Source organism: Streptomyces reniochalinae (genome assembly GCF_003323735.1).
Taxonomy (GTDB): Bacteria; Actinomycetota; Actinomycetes; order Streptomycetales; family Streptomycetaceae; genus Streptomyces; species Streptomyces reniochalinae.
Window position 1 is genome coordinate 458,237 of the sequence record NZ_QOIM01000038.1, and the last position, 18,310, is coordinate 476,546.

Below are 18,310 nucleotides of genomic sequence, written 5' to 3' on the forward strand. Positions count from 1 at the left end.
CGAGGAGCCCGGCACCCGGGCCCGCGGGGGCGCATGCGCCAGGATGGGCCCATGCGAATCGCGGTCACCGGCTCCACCGGACTCATCGGCACTGCGCTCACCCGGTCGCTGCGCGCCGAGGGGCACGACGTCCTCCGGCTCGTACGGCGCCCCGCCTCGGCCGCCGACGAGGTCACCTGGCATCCGCGGGACGGCCACGTCGACACCGCGGGACTCGTCGGCTGCGAAGCCGTCGTCCACCTCGCGGGCGCCGGCGTCGGCGACCACCGCTGGACGGAGGCGTACAAGCGCGAACTCCGCGACAGCCGGGTGCGGGGCACCCGCACGCTGGCCACCGCCCTCGCCGCGCTGGAGGACCCGCCGCACACCCTGCTGCTCTCCACCGCGATCGGGTACTACGGCGATACGGGAAACCGCGCCGTCGACGAGTCGGCCGGACCCGGCGAGGGCTTCCTCGCCGACCTGTGCCAGGACTGGGAGGCCGCGGCCAGGCCGGCCCAGGAGGCGGGCATCCGCACCGTGTCGGCGCGCACCGGCCTGGTCGTCGCCCGCGGTGGCGGCGCGTGGGGACGGCTCTTCCCGCTCTTCCGCGCCGGGCTCGGCGGGCGCCTCGGCTCCGGCCGCCAGTACTGGAGCCACATCGCACTCCACGACCACGTGGCGGCCCTCCGCTTCCTGATCAACCACGCCGACCTCCGCGGGCCCGTCAATCTGACGGCCCCCCACCCGGCCACCAACCGGGAGGTCACCGCCGCCATGGGGCGCGTACTGCACCGCCCCACCTTCTTCGCGGTGCCCGCTCCCGCCCTGCGGCTCGCGCTCGGCGAGTTCGCCGGGGACGTGCTCGGCAGTCAGCGGGTACTGCCGCGCAGGCTGCTCGACGCCGGGTTCCGGTTCGCCTTCCCCGACGTCACCGCGGCCATCAGGGCGGCGCTCTGACCCTCCCGTCCTCCGGGGGCGCCCGCCGACATGCATCCGGGCGCCCCCCGCGCGACGTACCGCGCACGCTGTTCCCACACCAACCCTCGAACACGGGTATGAGCCACGCGCACCGGGGCATCAGGCAATGAGCAACCGGACCCGCACGCCGTCGACGTCGGGAGGGACAGTGCCGATCAGCAGCGCACAGACGAACCGCGCAGGCACGGGTGGTGGGCCTCAGGCGGACGAAGTCGGCCCGGAGCAGGCCGCCGACGTGGTCGTCGTGGGTGCCGGCCTGGCAGGGCTCGCGGCGGCGTACCGGCTGACCCGCGCGGGCCTGCGCGTGGTCGTACTGGAGGCGGCGCCCCGGGTCGGGGGCCGGCTCGCGACCGACTCGGTGGACGGCTACCGCCTCGACCGCACGCCCGGGGTGCTGGACCTGGCCCAGGACGGTGCGGCGTTCGCCGGCCTGCCCGCGCTGGACGCGCTCGACCTGCGCCCGTTCGCGCCGGGTGCGCTGCTGCACTGCCAGGACCGTACGCACCGGATCGCGGCACGGCCCTGGCCGCGCGGTGCGGGGAGCGCGGCGGAGGGCGAGGGGCCGGCTCTTGCGCATGATCCGCGAGGGGGCGAAGGCCAGGACGGCGCGGCCCGGACGGCGCGCCCCGACCGGCGCACGAGGGGCGCAGGGAGCGCGCGGGGCGCGCTGTCGACCGCCCGCGCACTCACCGGCGCGCGCAGCCGCGCCGACATGTCCGACGCGTTCGGACTGGCCCGGCTGCGCGGGGCGCTGAGCCGCTTCGCTTCGGCCCCCGCGCAGGGGCTGCTGCTGCGCCCCGAACTGACGGCGGGCCAGGCGCTGTCCGCGCGCGGGCTGCCGTCCCGGGCAGCGCGGACGCTGGTGCGTCCGCTGCTGACGGCGCTGCTGTCCGACCCGGAGCTGACGACCTCCAGCCGGGTCGCCGACCTGGCACTGCACGGCTTCGTCCGCGGCGGCCTGGGCGTCCCCGCGGGCGGTCAGGCCCGGGTCTGCGCACTGCTGGCCGCGGCGCTGCCACCGGGCACGGTACGCACGGGTGTCCGGGTCACCTCGGTGAGCACGCACGCGGTCGGGACCGAGCGGCACGGCACGTATCCGTGCGAGGCGGCGCTGGTGGCCACAGGCGCCCGGTCGGCCGCCGGGCTGCTGCCGGGGCTCAGGGTGCCGGACTTCCACCCGGTGACGGTGCTGCACCACGCCGTGGAGGAACCGCTGCCGGCCGGCGCGGCGGGTGCCTCCTTCACGGTGTGCGCGGAGCGGCGGGGCGGTACGCCGTCCCGCGCGGGGGATTCCGGGGCCGAGTCAGAGCCGGTGAGCCACACCTGGGTGGCGTCGGCCGTGGACCCCTCGCGCGCCGGTCCGGGCCGCGACCTCGTCACGTCCGTGGTGCTGGGCGAGCGGTCGGCCGCACCCTCCGCGGCCTTGGACAAGGCGGCCCGCGCGCAACTGGCGGGCGTCTACGGCACGTCCACGGACCGGTGGGAGCTGCTGGCGGCGTACCACGACCCGGAGGCGGTCGCGGCGATGCCGGCGCCGCACGACCCCCGACGACCCGTGCGGGTGCTGTCGGGCCTCTACGTGTGCGGAGAGCACCGGGACACCAGTACGCCGCGGGGAGCGGTCGGTTCGGCACAGCGCGCGACGGAGCAGATCCTGCGCGACTTCCGGCTGTCGGCGCCGCCACTGGGAGCGGCGGAGGAAGGCACCGCAGCATAATCGAACAGGCGTCCCGAACTCCGGGGTGACCAGCGGGTTTTGTCAGTAGGGGCGGGTAGAATCGAAGGAGTTGCCAGGGAGCGCACCGACGCATCGAAGGAGCCGTCGATGACTGCTGTCCGTACTCATACCTCCCGTTCCCACACCCGCCCCACCGGCCGTCCGCGACACCAGCAGCCGCAGCTGCCGGCCATGTCCACGCTGCCGGCCCTGCCGAAGAAGCCGCTGCCGGCAGGGCGGCCGCGTGCGTGGTACGTCGCGCACAACCGTCAGTTGAAGGCCATGCGCCTCGCCATAGCCCTGCTCGACACCGGCGTCTACACCGCCGAGCAGGCGTGCGACCACACCATCCACGCGACGGCGCAGCGCATCGGCGTGCACCCGCCCTCTCCGGTCACCTGCCGCCTGGTCCGCTCGCTGCTGCCCTGATACCGCCCCCCGCCCCGGGAAGCCACGGGGCGGGGGCGCATGACGCCGTCGCAAAACCGCTGGCGTCACCACCGTCCATGACTTACGGTCCTGACTCGAACGAGCGGGCAGGGCCCGGTGAGCCACGGATGGAGCCTGGGATGGTGGCAGGGAAAACGAGAACCGAGGCCGCGGCGCTGGCCGCGGCAGCGGTCTCGGTCGTGCTGTGGGCCTCCGCGTTCGTCTCCATACGGAGCGCGGGCGAACACTACTCCCCCGGCGCCATGGCCCTGGGCCGGCTGGGCGTGGGAGCCCTCGTGCTGTGCGCGGCGCTGCTGCTGCGGCGCGAGGGGCTCCCGCCGAGAGCCGCGTGGCCCGGCATCGCCACCTCGGGCGTGCTGTGGTTCGGCGGCTACATGGTCGCCCTCAACTGGGGCGAACGCCTGGTCGACGCGGGGACGGCCGCGATGGTCGTCAACGTCGGCCCCGTCCTGGTGGCGCTGTTGGCCGGCCGGTTCCTCAAGGAGGGCTTCCCGCCCCGGCTGATGGCCGGCATCACGGTCTCGTTCGCGGGCGCCGTGACGGTGGGCCTGTCCGTCTCCCGGGGCGGCGGCTCCTCCCCGCTGGGGGTGGTGCTGTGCCTGCTGGCCGCCGCCGCCTACGCCGTCGGCGTCGTCAGCCAGAAGCCGGCCCTGCGGCAGGCCTCACCGCTCCAGGTCACCGCGTTCGGCTGCCTCATCGGGTGCGTCGCCTGCCTGCCGTTCAGCGGCCAACTGCTCGCGCAGGTCGGCGACGCGCCGCTGTCCGCGTCGCTCAACGTCGTCTACCTGGGCCTCTTCCCGACCGCGCTGGCCTTCTGCACCTGGGCGTTCGCGCTCTCCCGCACCACCGCGGGCCGCATGGGCTCCACGACCTACGTCGTGCCCGTCCTCGTCGTGCTGATGTCGTGGCTCGCCCTGGACGAGGTGCCCGCCCTGATCACCCTGGCGGGCGGTCTGCTGTGCCTGGCCGGAGTGGCGGTCTCCCGCTCGGGCCGCACCTCCCCCGCCGCCCGGCGCCCGCGGGGGCGCACCGAAGGGGCGCGGGGACCGCGGCGACGAGCCGCAACCGGCCCGCGGACCGCACACGGCGAACCGTCTCACCCCCTTGCCGGAAGGCGCCCTGCGGGAGAAGAAGCGGAAAGCGCGGGCCTGGCCGCCGACGTGCCCAGTCCCGCGGGTCCGTCGAAGGGCCAGCCCGGCGCGTAGTGCCGCCGCAGGTCGCTCTCGGTGTAGCGGCGGCAGTCGCGGTGCCACACGAGGATGCCCGACATCCAGTTCTCCAGCTCGCGCACGTACCCGTCGAGCGCGGCCCGGCCGTCCTCGTCCAGGGCGAAGTCCTGGTAGAGCACGGGGAACTCGTGCGCGGCCACGTGCTGGAACTGCCTGATGCGGGAGGTCATCAGGTCGGCGACGACGCGCAGCGCCGTCGGGTAGTCGCAGTCGAAGAAGTTGCGGACGACGAGCAGCCCGTTGTGGATCTCCCCCTCGTACTCGATCTCCTTCTGGTACGAGAAGACGTCGTTGAGCAGGCAGGCGTAGTCGGCCGCAGCGTTCTCCAGCGACTTCATGGGGCCGCTGCGGTAGATCTCCTCCGGAATGCTGTCCGGGTGGGCCAGCCGGCACAGGCTCATCGTCAGGTCGGAGCCGAAGGTCCTGCGCCGCATCTCGACGTAGTCGACGGGGTCGGGGATGCGGTTGGCCGTCTGGTTGTCCAGCTCCCACAGCCAGCTGACGGCCATGGTCTCGATCGCGGCGCGGAAGCGGCGGCGCTTGGCCACCGGCAGGGGGGCCGCCGTGCGCGCCCACAGGTCGGCCAGCGAACGCTCCAGCGGACCGGCAGGCGGCGGGACCGGCTCGCCCTCGACGGGCATGAACAGCGACAGGCGCTCGGTGCACACCTTGGCGCCCGCCAGGTCGCGGGTGCGGCCGAAGCGGACCGGATAGTAGTCGTCACCCCACGTGCCCCAGGCCAGCCAGGCGGAGGAGAGGTCGAGCTGGTCCCGGGTGGCGTCGGGGTGGATGCCGGCGGCGCACAGCGGCAGGTCGTTGTCGCGGATCAGCCCCTCGTCCCACACCCGGCCGCCGGGCACGTCCGGCTGCGGGTCCAGCAGGCCCATGGCGCGGGCCCAGGTGACGACCCGTTCGCGCGCCCCGCCCAGGTGGGGGCTGAGCCGGGGTGTGAAGGGCATCTCGAAGGCGGGCAGCACCGAGGGGCCCGTGCGCTCGTGCGGTACGTGGGTGAAGGAGCGGACGCGCTGCGGGGTGGTGCGCGCGACGCCGGCGAGGACGTCCGTCGCCGAGGTGCCCAGGCCCTCGGGGACGAACGGCAGCCGGGCGGCCGCCGGGCCCGTGGCCCCGGTGGCGGCCGCGCCGCCGTTCATGTAGCGGCTGGAGCGCAGGTGCCACTCGTGGCCGCCGGACTGCCAGTCCTGGAGCCCCTTGACGTAGGCGGCGACGGCGGCCTGGTCCGCGGGATCGAGGCCCTTGCCGGCGCAGAGCGCGGGCAGTTCGGTCAGCGCGGTGTGCTCGAACTGCTGGAGACGGGAGGTCAGCAGGTCGTTGACGGCCTCGGCCGACTCCTGGGTGGTGCAGTCCAAGAAGGTCTCCAGCACGAGGACGCCGTTGGACAGCTCGCCCTCCTCTCCGATCTCGCGCTCGTAGGAGAACAGGTCGTTGCGCAGGTGGACGGCGTCGGAGAAGGTGTCGCGCAGTACGCACAGCGGGCGGGATCCCGCGACGGCGGCGGGCACCTCGGCGTGCGCGGCGAACTCCACGAGCCCCGCCGACCAGGGGGCGCCACCGACCTTGCGGCGCATCTCGATGTACTCGACCGGGTTCGGTACCCGCCCGATGTTGATGTTGGACAGCTCCCACAGCGACTCGTTGAGCAGGTTCTCGGTGCTCACGGCGAACCGGGCGCGCCAGTCACGGGACATGGACGGCACGGTGCGTGCCCACAGGTCGGCGAGCCCGGCCTCGACGGGGTTGGTGGGCTCGGGCACCGCCGCAGCCTCGTCCAGCGGCATGAACAGCGGGAGCCGGTCCAGGTACGCCTTGCCGCCCGCGCGGTCCTGGGTGCGCTTGAACATCTCCAGGAAGTGGTCGTCGAAGAAGAAGACCCACACGTACCAGTCGGTGACCAGCGCCAGGTCGTCCTCGCTCGCGTCCGGGTGCGTGTAGGCACACAGCAGCGCGTAGTCGTGTGCGTCCAGGTCCGCGGTGTCCCAGACCCCGGAGCCCTCCAGCATCCCCTGCCGCGCCGCCCACTCGCTCGAGTGCGCCCGTGCCGCCTCGAGGTGCGGGTTGAGGCGGGCCGGGTACGGCACGTAGAAGTCGGGCAGTTCGAAGGGTTGCGACAACGTCCGGTCCCCCAGTCGCTCGAGTGGCTGGCGGACTTGGCCTACCCGGGGCGAAGCGATGAGCATCCTTTTTCACCCGGACGTGGGACACCGCGCGGACACTGCCGTGACGAGGCCGTCGAACAAAAACCGTGGTGGGCGCGGAGGTTGGGCTGTTAGGTTCGCCGACGTGGCGAAGCTGAATCAGATCATCGCAGTCGAGAAGGGCGTCAAGTCCAAGGTGGCCCAGGACCTGGCGCAGGCGCAGCACGGGCTGGGAAAGCCGCAGATGCTCGCCGGTATCTCGCGTACGTACCAGCCCAAGGACGAAGAGGGCGAGCAGCTTCCGCCGGAGTCGACGCGGGTGCAGGTCAAGGCCGAGGATGTGCTGAAGGAAACAGCGAAGATCCTCACGCGGCTGTTCGATGTGACGGCGACGAAGGACTGGTCGAACCTCACGGCCCGCGCGGACATCGTCGTCGACGGGCGCACCGTCCTCGCCGAGGTGCCGGTCTCCTACCTGCTGTTCCTGGAGAAGCAGCTCGGCGAACTGGGCACCTTCCTGCGCAGGCTGCCCGTGCTGGACGGCGCGGAGGCCTGGGAACAGGACCCGTCCACGGACTGGTGGAAGACCGAGCAGGTCCGTACGGTCCGCACCAAGAAGGTGCCGCGCAACCACGTGAAGGCGGAGGCCACCGAGAAGCATCCCGCCCAGGTCGAGGTCTACTACGAGGACATCCCCGTCGGGTACTGGACGACGGTCAAGTACTCCGGCGCCCTTCCCGCGCGGCGCGTCAACGAACTGCTGGAGCGGCTGGAGAAGCTGTCCGCCGCGGTGAAGTTCGCCCGCGAGGAGGCCAACGCGACTCAGGTGACCGACCACCGCGTCGGAGACGCCGTCTTCGGCTACCTCTTCTCCTGACCACGCCGGTGCGCCGAGCGCGCACCGGCACCCACCCGACTCCCCGGGTCAGGGCTTCAGCGGCCCTCGGCCCGGGGTGCGCCAGGAGCGCAAAGCTGAAACTGAAGCTGATGTGTGAACCCCCGGCGGCACTGCGACAACCAGGCCCCGGTCAGTCTCAACCTCTCGCTCCACGCTCAGCATCGCCGTTCATCGTCCGGCAACCGGGGCGGTGACGACCTCGAGACGCCGGTTCGAACCCGGCCGGCCGTTCTTCGTGCGGCCGTGGTGGAGTGGCTCCACGCGAGGACATCGCCGAACGATCCGCCCATCAACCGCTTGGGACGTGCGAACGAACGGCACCCAGGACCCCGGGGCCGGGCAAAGCCCCGGGGTCCCTTTCGCCGCTTCTCCTCCCTTGCTCCCCCTCACTCCGCCCCGCTGACCGCGTGGTACGTTGCAGCCGCCAGTCAAACCCTTGAACGGGTCAGGGAATCCGGTGCGAATCCGGAGCTGACGCGCAGCGGTGTGGGACTGGGGTGTGCACGAGGCCACTGGGGCGCGGTCCCTGGGAAGGCGCACACTCCGGCAGTCCCGAGTCCGAAAACCTGCTGGCACCCGCACTCCGGAACCTCGGAGGCGGTGGCACGCCGGGCTCCGCGACTGAGCCTTACGACGGAGAAGGACACAGCTGGCCATGCGCCGAACGCGCCGTGGGGCCCCGCGGGCCGCGGCTCTCGCCCTCGCCCTGACCCTCCTGCCGACCGTCACGGGCTGCGGGACGACCCCCGAGCCAGGGGGCACCCCGGACAAGGCCGGGGAAGCGGGCTACCCCCGCACCCTGCGCAACTGCGGGCACGAGGTCACCCTGGAGCGCCCGCCGCGGCGCGCCGTCTCGCTCGACCAGGGATCGACCGAGATCCTGCTGGCCCTCGGCCTCGGGGACCGCATGGCGGGCACCGGCACCTGGACCGACCCGGTGATGAAGGGGCTGGAGAAGGAGAACGCGAAGGTCGAGCGGCTGGCCGACGGCTACCCGGCCCTGGAGAAGGTGCTCGCCGAAGAGCCCGACCTGGTGACCGCCTCGTTCGCCGCCACGCTCGACAAGGGCGGGGTCGCCCCGCGGGAGAAGTTCGCCGGCCTGGGCGTGCCCACCTACCTCTCCCCCGCCGACTGCGCCAAGAAGTCCGGGTCGAACGGTGACGGAGCCCGCAGCGAGCGGCTGACCATGGACACCGTCTACGGAGAGGTCCGCGACCTGGCCAAGACGTTCGGTGTCCAGGAGCGCGGCGAGAAGCTGGTCGCCGGCCTCAGGGCGAGGATGGCGAAGGCCACCGAGGGCGTGGACGCGCACGGCACCTCCGTCATGTACTGGTTCGCCAACTCCGAGTCCCCGTACGTGGCCGGCTGCTGCGGGGCGCCGGGCGTCATCACGCGGGCGGTCGGGGCCGAGAACGCCTTCGACGGCACCCGTGACGAGTGGCCGCAGGTCGGCTGGGAGGCCGTGGCCGACCGCGATCCGGACGTCATCGTCCTGGGCGACCTGACGCGCGAGAACCAGACCGCCGAGACGGCGAAGGCGAAGATCGAGAAGCTGGAGTCCGACCCGGTCACCCGCCACATGACGGCAGTGCGCCACAAGCGGTACGTCCTGCTGCCCGGGGCGGCGATGAACCCCTCGATCCGCACCGTGGAGGGGGTCGAGAAGGTCGCGAGCGGCCTGCGGGACCTCCATCTCGCGGAGCGCACGAGGTGACCGCCGCGTCCGGCGGAGCCGGCCCCCGAACCCCCGCGCCCGGCGGAACCGGCCCCGGGACCGCCGCGTCCGGCGGAGCCGGCCCCGAGACCGCCGCCTTCCGGGATCACTCCGTCGTGGCGGCCGCGGACCGGTCACGGTGGCAGACACGGCGGCGTGCGCGGCGGTGGGCGCTCGCGCTGCGCAGCGGGCGGGGCACGGCCGTGGTGTGCGCCCTCGGGGTCGTGGCCTGCGCGCTGTCGGTCGCTCTGGTCATCACCGTCGGGCAGGCGGGGATCGGCGTGGCCGACGTGTGGCGCGTCGTCGCCGCCCGGCTGGGCGGAGCGGACGCCGGGCTGACCCCGCTCCGCGAGGGCATCGTGTGGGAACTGCGGCTGCCCCGCGCGCTGCTGGCGGCCGTGTGCGGGGCCGGCCTCGGCCTGTGCGGTGCGGTGCTCCAGTCGCTGCTGCGCAACCCGCTCGCCGACCCGTTCGTGCTGGGCGTCTCCTCCGGCGCCTCAACCGGCGCGGTGAGCGTGGTCGTCCTCGGCGTGGGCGGCGGCGCGCTCTCCCTGTCGGCCGGTGCCTTCGCCGGCGCCGCGCTCTCCTTCGCGCTGGTGCTGCTGCTCGCGCACACCTCAGGCGGTACGACCGACCGCGTGCTGCTGTCGGGGATCGCCGCCATGCAGCTGTTCTCGGCGCTGACCTCACTGATCGTCTTCGTCTCCGCCGACGCCGAGCAGACCCGCGGGGTGTTGTTCTGGCTGCTGGGCTCCCTCGGTTCCGCGAGCTGGGCCGAGGTGGCGGTGGGCGCGGGCGCGCTGGCCCTCACCCTGGTGGTGTGCCTGGCGCGGGCCCACGCGCTGGACGCCTTCGCCTTCGGCCCCGAGGCGGCGGCAGCGCTGGGCGTGCGGGTGCGGCGGATGCGGCTGACGCTGCTGCTGGTGACGGCCCTCCTGACGGCCGTCCTGGTCAGTTCGGCGGGCGCCATCGGCTTCGTCGGGCTGGTGCTGCCGCACGCGGCGCGCGCCGCGTGCGGGCCCGCGCACCGGCGGCTGCTGCCCGTCACCGCGCTGCTGGGCGCCGTGTTCCTGGTGTGGGTGGACACTGCGGCGCGCACCCTGCTGGCCCCGCGCGAGCTGCCCGTGGGGGTGGCGACCTCGCTGCTGGGCGTGCCGGCGTTCGTGCTGATCCTGCACCGGGGACGGCGCGGCCGAGGCGCCCCGGGCAGGGCGGGGGCGGGGCTGTGAGTCTGAGCGCGCGGAACGTGGCGTGGCGGGCCGGCGGGCGGCTCGTCGTCGACGGGGTGAGCCTGGACCCGCGCCCCGGCCAGACCGTGGGGCTGCTGGGCCCCAACGGATCGGGCAAGTCGACACTGCTGCGGCTGCTGGCCGGCATCAGGGCCACCTCCTCCGGCGTGGTCACCCTCGACGGCAGGCCGCTGCGCGAGGTCGGCCGCAAGGCCGTGGCGCGGCGGGTCGCCGTGGTCGAGCAGCACGCCGAGACCGGTGTCGAGTTGACCGTCGAGGACGTCGTGCGGCTGGGCCGTATCCCGCACCGCGGCGCCTGGGCCGGGCCCGGGGCCGAGGACGAGGCGGCCGTACGGGAGGCGGTCGAGCGCACCCGGCTCGCCGACCGGCTCGACCAGCCCTGGCACAGCCTCTCGGGCGGCGAGCGGCAGCGGGTGCAGATCGCCCGCGCGCTGGCCCAGCGGCCGAGCGAGCTGCTGCTGGACGAGCCCACCAACCACCTGGACGTGCGGCACCAGTTGGAGCTGCTGGCCCTCGTCGCCCGCGGCCCGGTCACCGCCGTGGTCGCGCTGCACGATCTGAACCTGGCGGCGATGTTCTGCGACCACCTGGTGGTGCTGTGCCAGGGGCGGGCGGTGGCGGCGGGCCCGCCGGGCGAGGTGCTGACGGAGGAGCTGGTCGCCCAGGTGTACGGGGTGCGCTCGGTGGTGACCGCCGAAGGCCCCGGCGGGCGGCCCTCGGTGCGGTTCCTGCCCGAGGAGGAGACGGAACCCCGACAGACGGCGGAGGAGACCTCATGATCCGGACCAGGCGGGCGGGTGCGGGACGCGCCGCGCGCGGAGCGCTCACCGCGCTGCTGCTGATACCGCTGGCCGCGTGCGGGACCGGCCCCCGGGCCGGCGGCGCCCCGGCGCAGGGCTCGCCCGCGGGTTTCCCGTACACGGTCGCCAACTGCGGTGTGCAGACGACCTTCACGGCGCCGCCGGAGCGGGCCGTGACCATGAACCAGCACGTCACCGAGGTCATGCTCGCCCTCGGCCTCCAGAACAGGATGGCCGGCACCGCCTACCTGGACGACGAGATCCTCCCCCGCTACCGGAAGGCGTACAAGGGCGTGGAGGTGCTGGCCGACAAGTACCCCTCCAAGGAGGTGCTGCTGGCCGCCGGCCCCGACTTCGTCTACGGCGGATACGCCAGCGCCTTCGACAAGACGGAAGGCCGCGACCGGGCCGCGCTCGAAGACGGCGGCGTCTCCACACGCCTGAACCTGGAGTCGTGCACCGACCACACGGACGTCGCCACCCTCCACAAGGAGATCCGCCAGGTGGCCCGCGTCTTCGGTGTCCCCCAGCGCGGCGAGGCCCTCATCGAGGCGCAGGACAAGCAGTTGGCCGCCACCGCGAAGCGGCTGGAGGGGACCGAGAAGACGCGGGTCTTCGTCTACGACAGCGGCGAGGGCTCCGCGTTCACCGCCGGCGGTGCAGGCATCGGCAACGAGATCCTGCGCAGGGCCGGTGCCCGCAACGTCTTCGCCGACGTCGACAAGCCCTTCGCCGACGTCTCCTGGGAGAAGGTCGTGCAGCGCGCGCCGGACGTCGTGGTGATCTACGACTACGGCGGGACGACTGTCGCGCAGAAGAAGAAGCGGCTGCTGCGGGATCCGGCGCTGGCCGACGTGCCCGCCGTCAAGCACCGGCGGTTCGCGGTGCTGCCGCTCTCCTCCGCGGTGCTGGGCCCGCGCGTCCCCGACGCGGTGGACGACCTGGCACGCCAACTCCACCCGCGGCGGAAGGGTGCCTGAGCCCGTGCCCCGCACCTCACCGCTGCGGCGCACGCTGGTGTGCGCCGCGCTGACCGCCATGCTGCTCACCGGCGCCGTCGCCGGGCTGGCCCTCGGCTCGGCGCGCATCCCCGTCGGCGAGGTGCTGGCCGCGTTGGCGGGCCGCTCGGGGCCGGGCCCCTTCACCACGATCGTGCTGGACGTGCGGCTGCCCCGCGTGCTGCTGGCCGCCGTCGTCGGCGCCGGACTCGCCCTGGTGGGCGCGGTGTTGCAGGCTCTGGTGCGCAACCCGGTGGCCGACCCCTACCTGCTGGGCATCTCCTCCGGCGCGTCGACGGGCGCCGCACTCGTCGTCGTGTTCGGGATCGGCGCCGTCTCGATGTCCGTGGGCGCGTTCGCCGGGGCGATGGTGGCGCTGCTCGTCGTGTACGCCATGGCGCGGCGCGGCGGCGCGATGACGACGGGGCGGCTGGTGCTGGCCGGGGTCGCGGTGCAGTACGTGCTCTCCGCGCTGACGAGCCTGGTGCTGGTGACCTCCTCCGAGAAGGAGCACCTGCGCGCCATCTTGTTCTGGACCCTGGGCGGGCTCGGACAGGCCCGCTGGGACACCCTGGCGCTGCCCGCGCTGGTGCTGCTGGCGGGGCTGGTGCTGCTACTGGCGCTGGCCAGGCCGCTGGACCTGCTGCTGGTCGGCGAGGAGGGCGCCACCACGCTCGGCCTGGAGGTGGGCCGCTTCCGCGCCGTTGCCTTCGTCCTGGCGTCCCTGGTGACGGCGGTGCTGGTGACGGTGAGCGGCTCCATCGGGTTCGTCGGCCTGATGGTGCCGCACGCGGCCCGGATGGTCGTCGGCGCCGCGCACCGCGCCCTGCTGCCCGTCGCGGCGCTGGGCGGCGCCGCCTTCCTGGTACTGGCCGACCTGGCCGCCCGCACGGTCGCGGCACCGCAGGAGATCCCCGTCGGCGTGCTGACGGCGCTGACCGGCGGCCCGTTCTTCCTGTGGCTGCTGCGCCGCTCCCCGCGCGGTGAGGGGGCGTGGGCATGACGCGGGCCTGCGCGCTGCACGCCGAGGAGGTCTCCTACGAGGTCGAGCGGGGGCGCGCGCTCCTCGACAAGGTGACGCTCGAGGCGCGCCCCGGTGAGACCGTCGGGGTCGTGGGCCCCAACGGCAGCGGCAAGACCACCCTGCTGCGGTGCGTCTACGGCACCCTGCGCCCCACGCGGGGCCGGATCCTGCTCGACGGCGACGACGCCGCGGCGCTGCACGCCAAGGCGCGGGCCCGCAAGGTGGCGGCCGTACCGCAGGACGGTGGCGTCGGATTCGGGCTGACCGCACGGCAGGTGGCGGCGATGGGCCGCTCCCCGCACAAGCGGTTCTGGGAGGGCGACACCGCGCGGGACACCGCCCGGGTCGCCGAGGCGCTGGAGCGGGCGGGCGCCGCCGCGCTGGCCACGCGCCCGTTCGAGTCGCTGTCCGGCGGCGAGCGGCAACGGGTCCTGGTGGCCCGCGCGCTGGCCCAGGGCCCGGCGCTGCTCGCCCTGGACGAGCCGACCAACCATCTGGACGTGCGCTACCAGTGGGAGCTGCTGACCCTGGTACGCGACCTGCCCGCCACGGGGCTCCTCGCCCTGCACGACCTCAACCTCGCCGCCTACTTCTGCGACCGGCTGTACGTGCTGGACGCCGGGCGGGTGGTGGCGTCGGGGCCGCCGGGCGAAGTGCTGACGGAGGAGTTGCTGGCCCGGGTGTACGCGGTACGTGCCGAGGTGCGCGTGCACCCCCGTACCGGGGCGCCCACCGTGGTCTACCTGCCGCCGGGCCTGGAGGACGCACGCCGGTGAGCGCTCCTGACGAGCCCGTGCTCCTCGACGAGTTGACCGCGCTGTCCGCTCTGACCGACCTCGCGTCCACGTACGGCCCGCGCTACCACATGCTGCCGGGCGAACCCACCGGAGCCGAGGCCCGGTCGGGCGACTGGCTGCCCGCCGACCGGCTGCTGGCCCCGGGCGCCGACGGTGGCGCCCGGGGGCGGGGCACCGGCGGTGAGGTGTTCGGGCGCGGCACCGGTGGTGAGATGCGCGGGCGGGGCACCGGCGACGAGGTGCGCGGCGGTGGGGAGCTGGCGCGGCTACTCGACGCCGAGTGGCAGGGCAGCGGCCACCGCACCGCGCACGCCGCGGCCCTCACCCTCGTCGCCGTCTACGCGGGGCGGGTGACGGCGGCGGCGATGCTGGGCTGGGTGCTGGACGGCGGCGTATGGGACGTACGGCCGCACAACGTGCTGGTGCGTCCCGGCAGCCACGGTATCGCCGGGGTGAGGCTGCGTGAGCCGCGGCTGCTCGCCGCCCCTGCCCGCGAGCGGGCCGCCACGCTGGCCGCGCTCCACGAGGCGGTGCTAAACACCCACCTGCTGCCGCTCGCCCGCACGCTGCACGGCACCACCAGGGCGGGGCTGCGGCAGCTGTACGGCGGCGTCGCGCACGGCTGCGCGACGGCGCTGAGCGCGGCGGCGCCCCGGAGCAGCGCGGACCTGGCCGCGCTGTGGGAGGAGTTCGTCCGGCCCCTCCCCGGGCTCGCCCGGCTCGGCGACCTCGCCGAGGTCACCCACCGCGACGGCAGCCGCCGCCTCCACTACCTGCGCAACACCTGCTGCCTCTACTACACCAGCGCCGAGGCGGTCCGCTGCGCCAGCTGCTGCCTCACCCCGCGTGCGGAACGCCTACGCGCGTACGCCGCACGGTGACCACAGCTCGGTGCTGCGGGCCTTCACGTGCGCGGACAACCGCGCGACCGCCTCGTCGCCCGGCATCGGATCCAGGCGCCGGCCGTCGCGCAGGCGGAGGGCGACCGCCTGGGCAGCGGCCTCGCGCTCCCCGATGACCGCCTGGTACGGAACGAGCCGGTCCGCGCGGATCCTGGCCGAGAGGCTTCCCGCCTCCGGCCCCGCGAACCGGGCCCGCAGCCCCGCCTCGCGGCAGCGGCGTACGAAGTCCCCGGCCTCGTCGGCCTGCCCGTCGGTGACCGGCAGAGCGAGCACCTGGACGGGGGCCAGCCAAGCCGGGAAGGCGCCCCCGTGCACCTCGATCAGCTGGGCGACGGCGCGCTCGACACTGCCGATGACGGTGCGGTGCACCATGACGGGCCGGTGCCGGGCGCTGTCGGCGCCGACGTACGTCAGATCGAAGCGTTCGGGCTGGTGGAAGTCGACCTGGACGGTCGAGAGGGTCGCCTCACGGCCCGCCGCGTCGGCGACCTGCACGTCGATCTTCGGCCCGTAGAAGGCGGCCTCGCCCTCGGCCGCCTCGTACGGCAGCCCGGACCGCTCCAGCACGTCGGCCAGCACAGCGGTGGCCCGGCGCCACGTGTCGGGCGCCGCCGCGTACTTGCCGCCGGGCCCCGGCAGCGAGAGGCGGTAGCGGGCGGCGGAGATGCCCAGCGCACGGTAGGCGTCGCGGATCATCTCCAGCGCGGCATGCGCCTCGTCGGCCACCTGGTCGAGAGTGCAGAAGATGTGCGCGTCGTTGAGCTGGATCGCCCGTACGCGGCTGAGCCCGCCCAGCACGCCGGACAGCTCGGAGCGGTACATGCCGCCGAGTTCGGCGAGCCGCAGCGGCAGCTCACGGTAGCTGTGCGCCCGGGAGCGGTAGAGGACGGCGTGGTGCGGGCACAGGCTGGGCCGCAGCACCACCTGTTCGCCGTCGGCCAGCTCCATGGGCGGGAACATGTCGTCGGCGTAGTGCGACCAGTGCCCGGAGATCTCGTACAGCTCGCGTTTGCCCAGCACCGGCGAGTACACGTGGCTGTATCCGGCGCGGCCTTCGGCCTCCCGGATGTACTCCTCCACGGCGTGCCGGACGGCCGCGCCGTCCGGCAGCCAGTACGGCAGTCCCGCGCCGATGAGCGGATCGGTGCCGAAGAGGGCCAACTCGCGGCCCAGGCGGCGGTGGTCGTGTCGTGCGGTGTTCATGCGGGCTCCCTGGTCCCTCGGGGGCCGGGCCGCCTCGTGGGCCGCCACCACGACGAAGCCCCGGGCGCTCGGCCCGGGGCTTCGTCGTTCAGTACGTCACTCGGCGCGCCGGGTCCTGAGCTCCGGCGTCGTGGTCAGGGCAACGCGTGCGGCGGCACTGCGTGGGGCGCGCTTCATGCCGTCGAACGTAACAGCGGGGCGGGCGGCGCACACCCGGTTTTCCGCCGCGCCGTCAGGGTGCGGCGGGCAGTCGGCGCCGGGCCGCCTCGAAGGTGTCGCCGATGCCGGAGTTGAAGGCCAGGGCCGCGCCGGGAGCGTGCTCGCGGACCAGGTTGACGACCTGCTCGAAGAAGAGCAGCGCGGGTTCCGGCTTGCGGATGCCGCCGCCAATGACGACCACGTCCCACTTCCGCTCGGTCAGCGCGGCGACCGCCACGGAGACGGCCGACGCATCGACGGGCAGCAGCGCGACCGACGCGTCGAGTGCGTGGTCGGCGAACCGGGCCAACTCCGCGTCGAGCGCCGACTGAAGCGCCTCAGCGTCCGTATCGGGCACCGCGTGGGGGTCGAATCCGAGGACGAGCACACTGGACATGTCCACCATGGTGCACCGACCAGGCGGATGCCGACAGTCCGAGCACGGTGCGGGACAGGCTGGACGGTCGCGCCGGGCGGCTGGGTACCATCGCCGCACTGCCCGGGCACCACGGCAGGAGTCACACGTACGGGGGGATCTCGTGTTCGGAATCGTCAGGCCCTGTCAGCACCGGCTGTCCGCGGGGCTACGGGCCGAGTGGATGGCGCACCTGTGCGGGCTGTGCCTGGCACTGCGCGGTGACCACGGGCAGTTCGCGCGGGTGGTGACCAACTACGACGGGCTCCTCGTCTCCGTCCTCACCGACGCGCAGACCGGCCGCGTCGGCGCGGCCCGCCGCACCGCGGGGCCCTGCCCCCTGCGCGGCATGCGCACGGCGTCCGTCGCCCAGGGCGAGGGTGCGCGGCTGGCCGCCTCCGTCTCGCTGGTGCTGGCCTCGGCGAAGGTACGGGACCACATAGCCGACCGGAACGGGATGATGCGCCGCCGTCCCGTGGCCGCCGCCGCCCGCCGGATAGCGGCGGGCTGGGACAGGGCCGGCGCCCGCGCGGGCGGGACGCTCGGCTTCGACACGGCGGTCCTGGTGGACGCCGTGGACCGGCAGACCGGTATCGAGCACGCCACGGGCCCCGGCACGCCGCTCACGACGGTGACCGAGCCGACCGAGACCGCCACGGCGGCCGCGTTCGCGCACACCGCGACGCTCGCCGGCAAGCCGGGCAACGCCGCACCGCTGGCCGAGGCGGGCCGCCTCTTCGGACGCCTGGCCCACCTCCTGGACGCGGTCGAGGACCGCTTCCAGGACGCGGCCGAGGGCGCCTGGAACCCTCTGACGGCGACCGGCGCGACGGTGGCCGAGGCGCGGCGCCTGTGTGACGACGCCGTGCACGGCATCCGACTGGCACTGCGCGACGTGGACTTCGCCGATGCCAAGCTCGCCCACGTGCTGCTGGTGCACGAACTGCCGCGGGCGGTCGACCGCGCGTTCGGCACCACCCGGTGCGCCCACCCGGGCCCTGGTCCGGCACCGGGCCCGTACGACGGCAGCGGCGACCCGTACCACCGGAACCCGTACGGCCCCGGCCCCCACGGCCCGCACGGCCAGAACCCGTACAACCAGAACCCGTACGCGCAGAACCCGTACGGTGCCAACCCTTACGGCCAGGCACCCTACGGTCAGACGCCGCAGGGTCCGGGCGGACGGCGGCACGGCGGCGGCGAGGTGCCGCCCGGCGACGGCTGGGGCGGCGGAGGCGGTGGGGGCGGTTGGGGCGGCGGCCCCGACGGCTCGGGCGCCCCCGGCGGGCACCAGGGCGGCAAGCCCCCGCGCGGCTTCTGGGCCGGCTGCGCCGCCTTCATCGGCCTGTGCTGCACCTGCAAGCTGTGCTGCGCCGACGAGTACGAGGGCCCCTGGTCCCGCAAGAAGCGCGCGGGCTGCTGCGAGAAGTGCGAGTGCTGCGAATGCTGTGAGTGTTGCAGTTGCTGCGACTGCGGCCTCTGACCCACCCCACCTCGCGCCCATCACCCCCTGAGCCGGTGACGCCGGAAACAACCCCCCTCCCCCACACGCCGCCCCGTTCCCCCCGCCGGGGAACGGGGCACCCGCTCGGTGGGAGCGAG

The 18,310-nt window shown here is 74.2% G+C and carries 16 protein-coding genes and 1 riboswitch; of the genes, 13 read left to right on the top strand and 3 right to left on the bottom strand.

The window, feature by feature from the left end; all coding sequences use genetic code 11:
- The first annotated feature begins 51 nt into the window (after positions 1 to 51).
- From DQ392_RS21495 to DQ392_RS21510, 4 genes are all read left to right on the top strand, one after another.
- On the top strand, positions 52 to 939 hold the full coding sequence (locus DQ392_RS21495) for a TIGR01777 family oxidoreductase (protein WP_114017264.1): 888 nt from the start codon (positions 52 to 54) through the stop codon (positions 937 to 939).
- 169 nt (positions 940 to 1,108) lie between these two features.
- Entirely contained in the window at positions 1,109 to 2,677 is a 1,569-nt protein-coding gene (locus DQ392_RS21500; RefSeq protein WP_342774972.1) for an FAD-dependent oxidoreductase, read from the top strand.
- Between the two features lie 108 nt (positions 2,678 to 2,785).
- On the top strand, positions 2,786 to 3,106 hold the full coding sequence (locus DQ392_RS21505) for a hypothetical protein (protein ID WP_425470569.1): 321 nt from the start codon (positions 2,786 to 2,788) through the stop codon (positions 3,104 to 3,106).
- 140 nt (positions 3,107 to 3,246) lie between these two features.
- The gene (locus DQ392_RS21510; RefSeq protein WP_181856512.1) at positions 3,247 to 4,332 is read left to right on the top strand and encodes a DMT family transporter; all 1,086 of its coding nucleotides are present in this window, start codon (positions 3,247 to 3,249) and stop codon (positions 4,330 to 4,332) included.
- Here the strand turns inward: DQ392_RS21510 and DQ392_RS21515 are convergent.
- Positions 4,224 to 6,485, bottom strand: coding sequence for a terpene synthase family protein (locus tag DQ392_RS21515; protein ID WP_114017267.1), 2,262 nt, complete (start codon positions 6,483 to 6,485; stop codon positions 4,224 to 4,226). The genes DQ392_RS21510 and DQ392_RS21515 overlap by 109 nt on opposite strands.
- Before the next feature lie 169 nt (positions 6,486 to 6,654).
- Here DQ392_RS21515 and DQ392_RS21520 point away from each other — a divergent pair, with 169 nt between their 5' ends.
- The 8 genes from DQ392_RS21520 to DQ392_RS21555 all read left to right on the top strand — a co-directional run bounded on the left by DQ392_RS21520 (position 6,655) and on the right by DQ392_RS21555 (position 14,871).
- Positions 6,655 to 7,386, top strand: a complete 732-nt coding sequence (locus tag DQ392_RS21520; RefSeq protein WP_114017268.1) for a DUF7873 family protein — start codon at positions 6,655 to 6,657, stop codon at positions 7,384 to 7,386.
- A gap of 429 nt (positions 7,387 to 7,815) precedes the next feature.
- Positions 7,816 to 7,995, top strand: a riboswitch (cobalamin riboswitch).
- Positions 7,996 to 8,062: 67 nt separating this feature from the next.
- Entirely contained in the window at positions 8,063 to 9,121 is a 1,059-nt protein-coding gene (locus DQ392_RS21525; protein ID WP_114017269.1) for an ABC transporter substrate-binding protein, read from the top strand.
- A 179-nt stretch (positions 9,122 to 9,300) separates the two neighbouring features.
- Complete coding sequence (locus tag DQ392_RS21530; RefSeq protein ID WP_114017346.1) at positions 9,301 to 10,350, top strand: FecCD family ABC transporter permease; 1,050 nt, start codon at positions 9,301 to 9,303, stop codon at positions 10,348 to 10,350.
- Positions 10,347 to 11,150: an ABC transporter ATP-binding protein gene (locus tag DQ392_RS21535; RefSeq protein ID WP_114017270.1), complete on the top strand. Its 804-nt coding sequence runs from the start codon at positions 10,347 to 10,349 to the stop codon at positions 11,148 to 11,150. The genes DQ392_RS21530 and DQ392_RS21535 overlap by 4 nt, the downstream gene beginning before the upstream one ends.
- A complete protein-coding gene (locus DQ392_RS21540) occupies positions 11,147 to 12,151 on the top strand; it encodes an ABC transporter substrate-binding protein (protein ID WP_114017271.1) in 1,005 nt (334 codons plus the stop codon). Before DQ392_RS21535 ends, DQ392_RS21540 begins: the two co-directional genes overlap by 4 nt.
- Before the next feature lie 58 nt (positions 12,152 to 12,209).
- Positions 12,210 to 13,172, top strand: coding sequence for a FecCD family ABC transporter permease (locus tag DQ392_RS21545; protein ID WP_245981750.1), 963 nt, complete (start codon positions 12,210 to 12,212; stop codon positions 13,170 to 13,172).
- Positions 13,169 to 13,969: an ABC transporter ATP-binding protein gene (locus DQ392_RS21550; protein ID WP_114017347.1), complete on the top strand. Its 801-nt coding sequence runs from the start codon at positions 13,169 to 13,171 to the stop codon at positions 13,967 to 13,969. The genes DQ392_RS21545 and DQ392_RS21550 overlap by 4 nt, the downstream gene beginning before the upstream one ends.
- The gene (locus DQ392_RS21555; protein WP_245981726.1) at positions 13,966 to 14,871 is read left to right on the top strand and encodes a (2Fe-2S)-binding protein; all 906 of its coding nucleotides are present in this window, start codon (positions 13,966 to 13,968) and stop codon (positions 14,869 to 14,871) included. Before DQ392_RS21550 ends, DQ392_RS21555 begins: the two co-directional genes overlap by 4 nt.
- On the opposite strand, the gene thrS is transcribed toward DQ392_RS21555, so the two are convergent.
- Both thrS and DQ392_RS21565 read right to left on the bottom strand, forming a co-directional pair.
- A complete protein-coding gene (thrS, locus tag DQ392_RS21560; protein ID WP_114017273.1) occupies positions 14,848 to 16,095 on the bottom strand; it encodes a threonine--tRNA ligase in 1,248 nt (415 codons plus the stop codon). The two genes, DQ392_RS21555 and thrS, sit on opposite strands and share 24 nt — an antisense overlap.
- Before the next feature lie 232 nt (positions 16,096 to 16,327).
- On the bottom strand, positions 16,328 to 16,690 hold the full coding sequence (locus DQ392_RS21565) for a hypothetical protein (protein ID WP_114017348.1): 363 nt from the start codon (positions 16,688 to 16,690) through the stop codon (positions 16,328 to 16,330).
- Between the two features lie 142 nt (positions 16,691 to 16,832).
- On the opposite strand from DQ392_RS21565, the gene DQ392_RS21570 reads away from it, so the two are divergent.
- A complete protein-coding gene (locus tag DQ392_RS21570) occupies positions 16,833 to 18,191 on the top strand; it encodes a DUF5685 family protein (RefSeq protein ID WP_114017274.1) in 1,359 nt (452 codons plus the stop codon).
- Positions 18,192 to 18,310 lie beyond the last annotated feature (119 nt).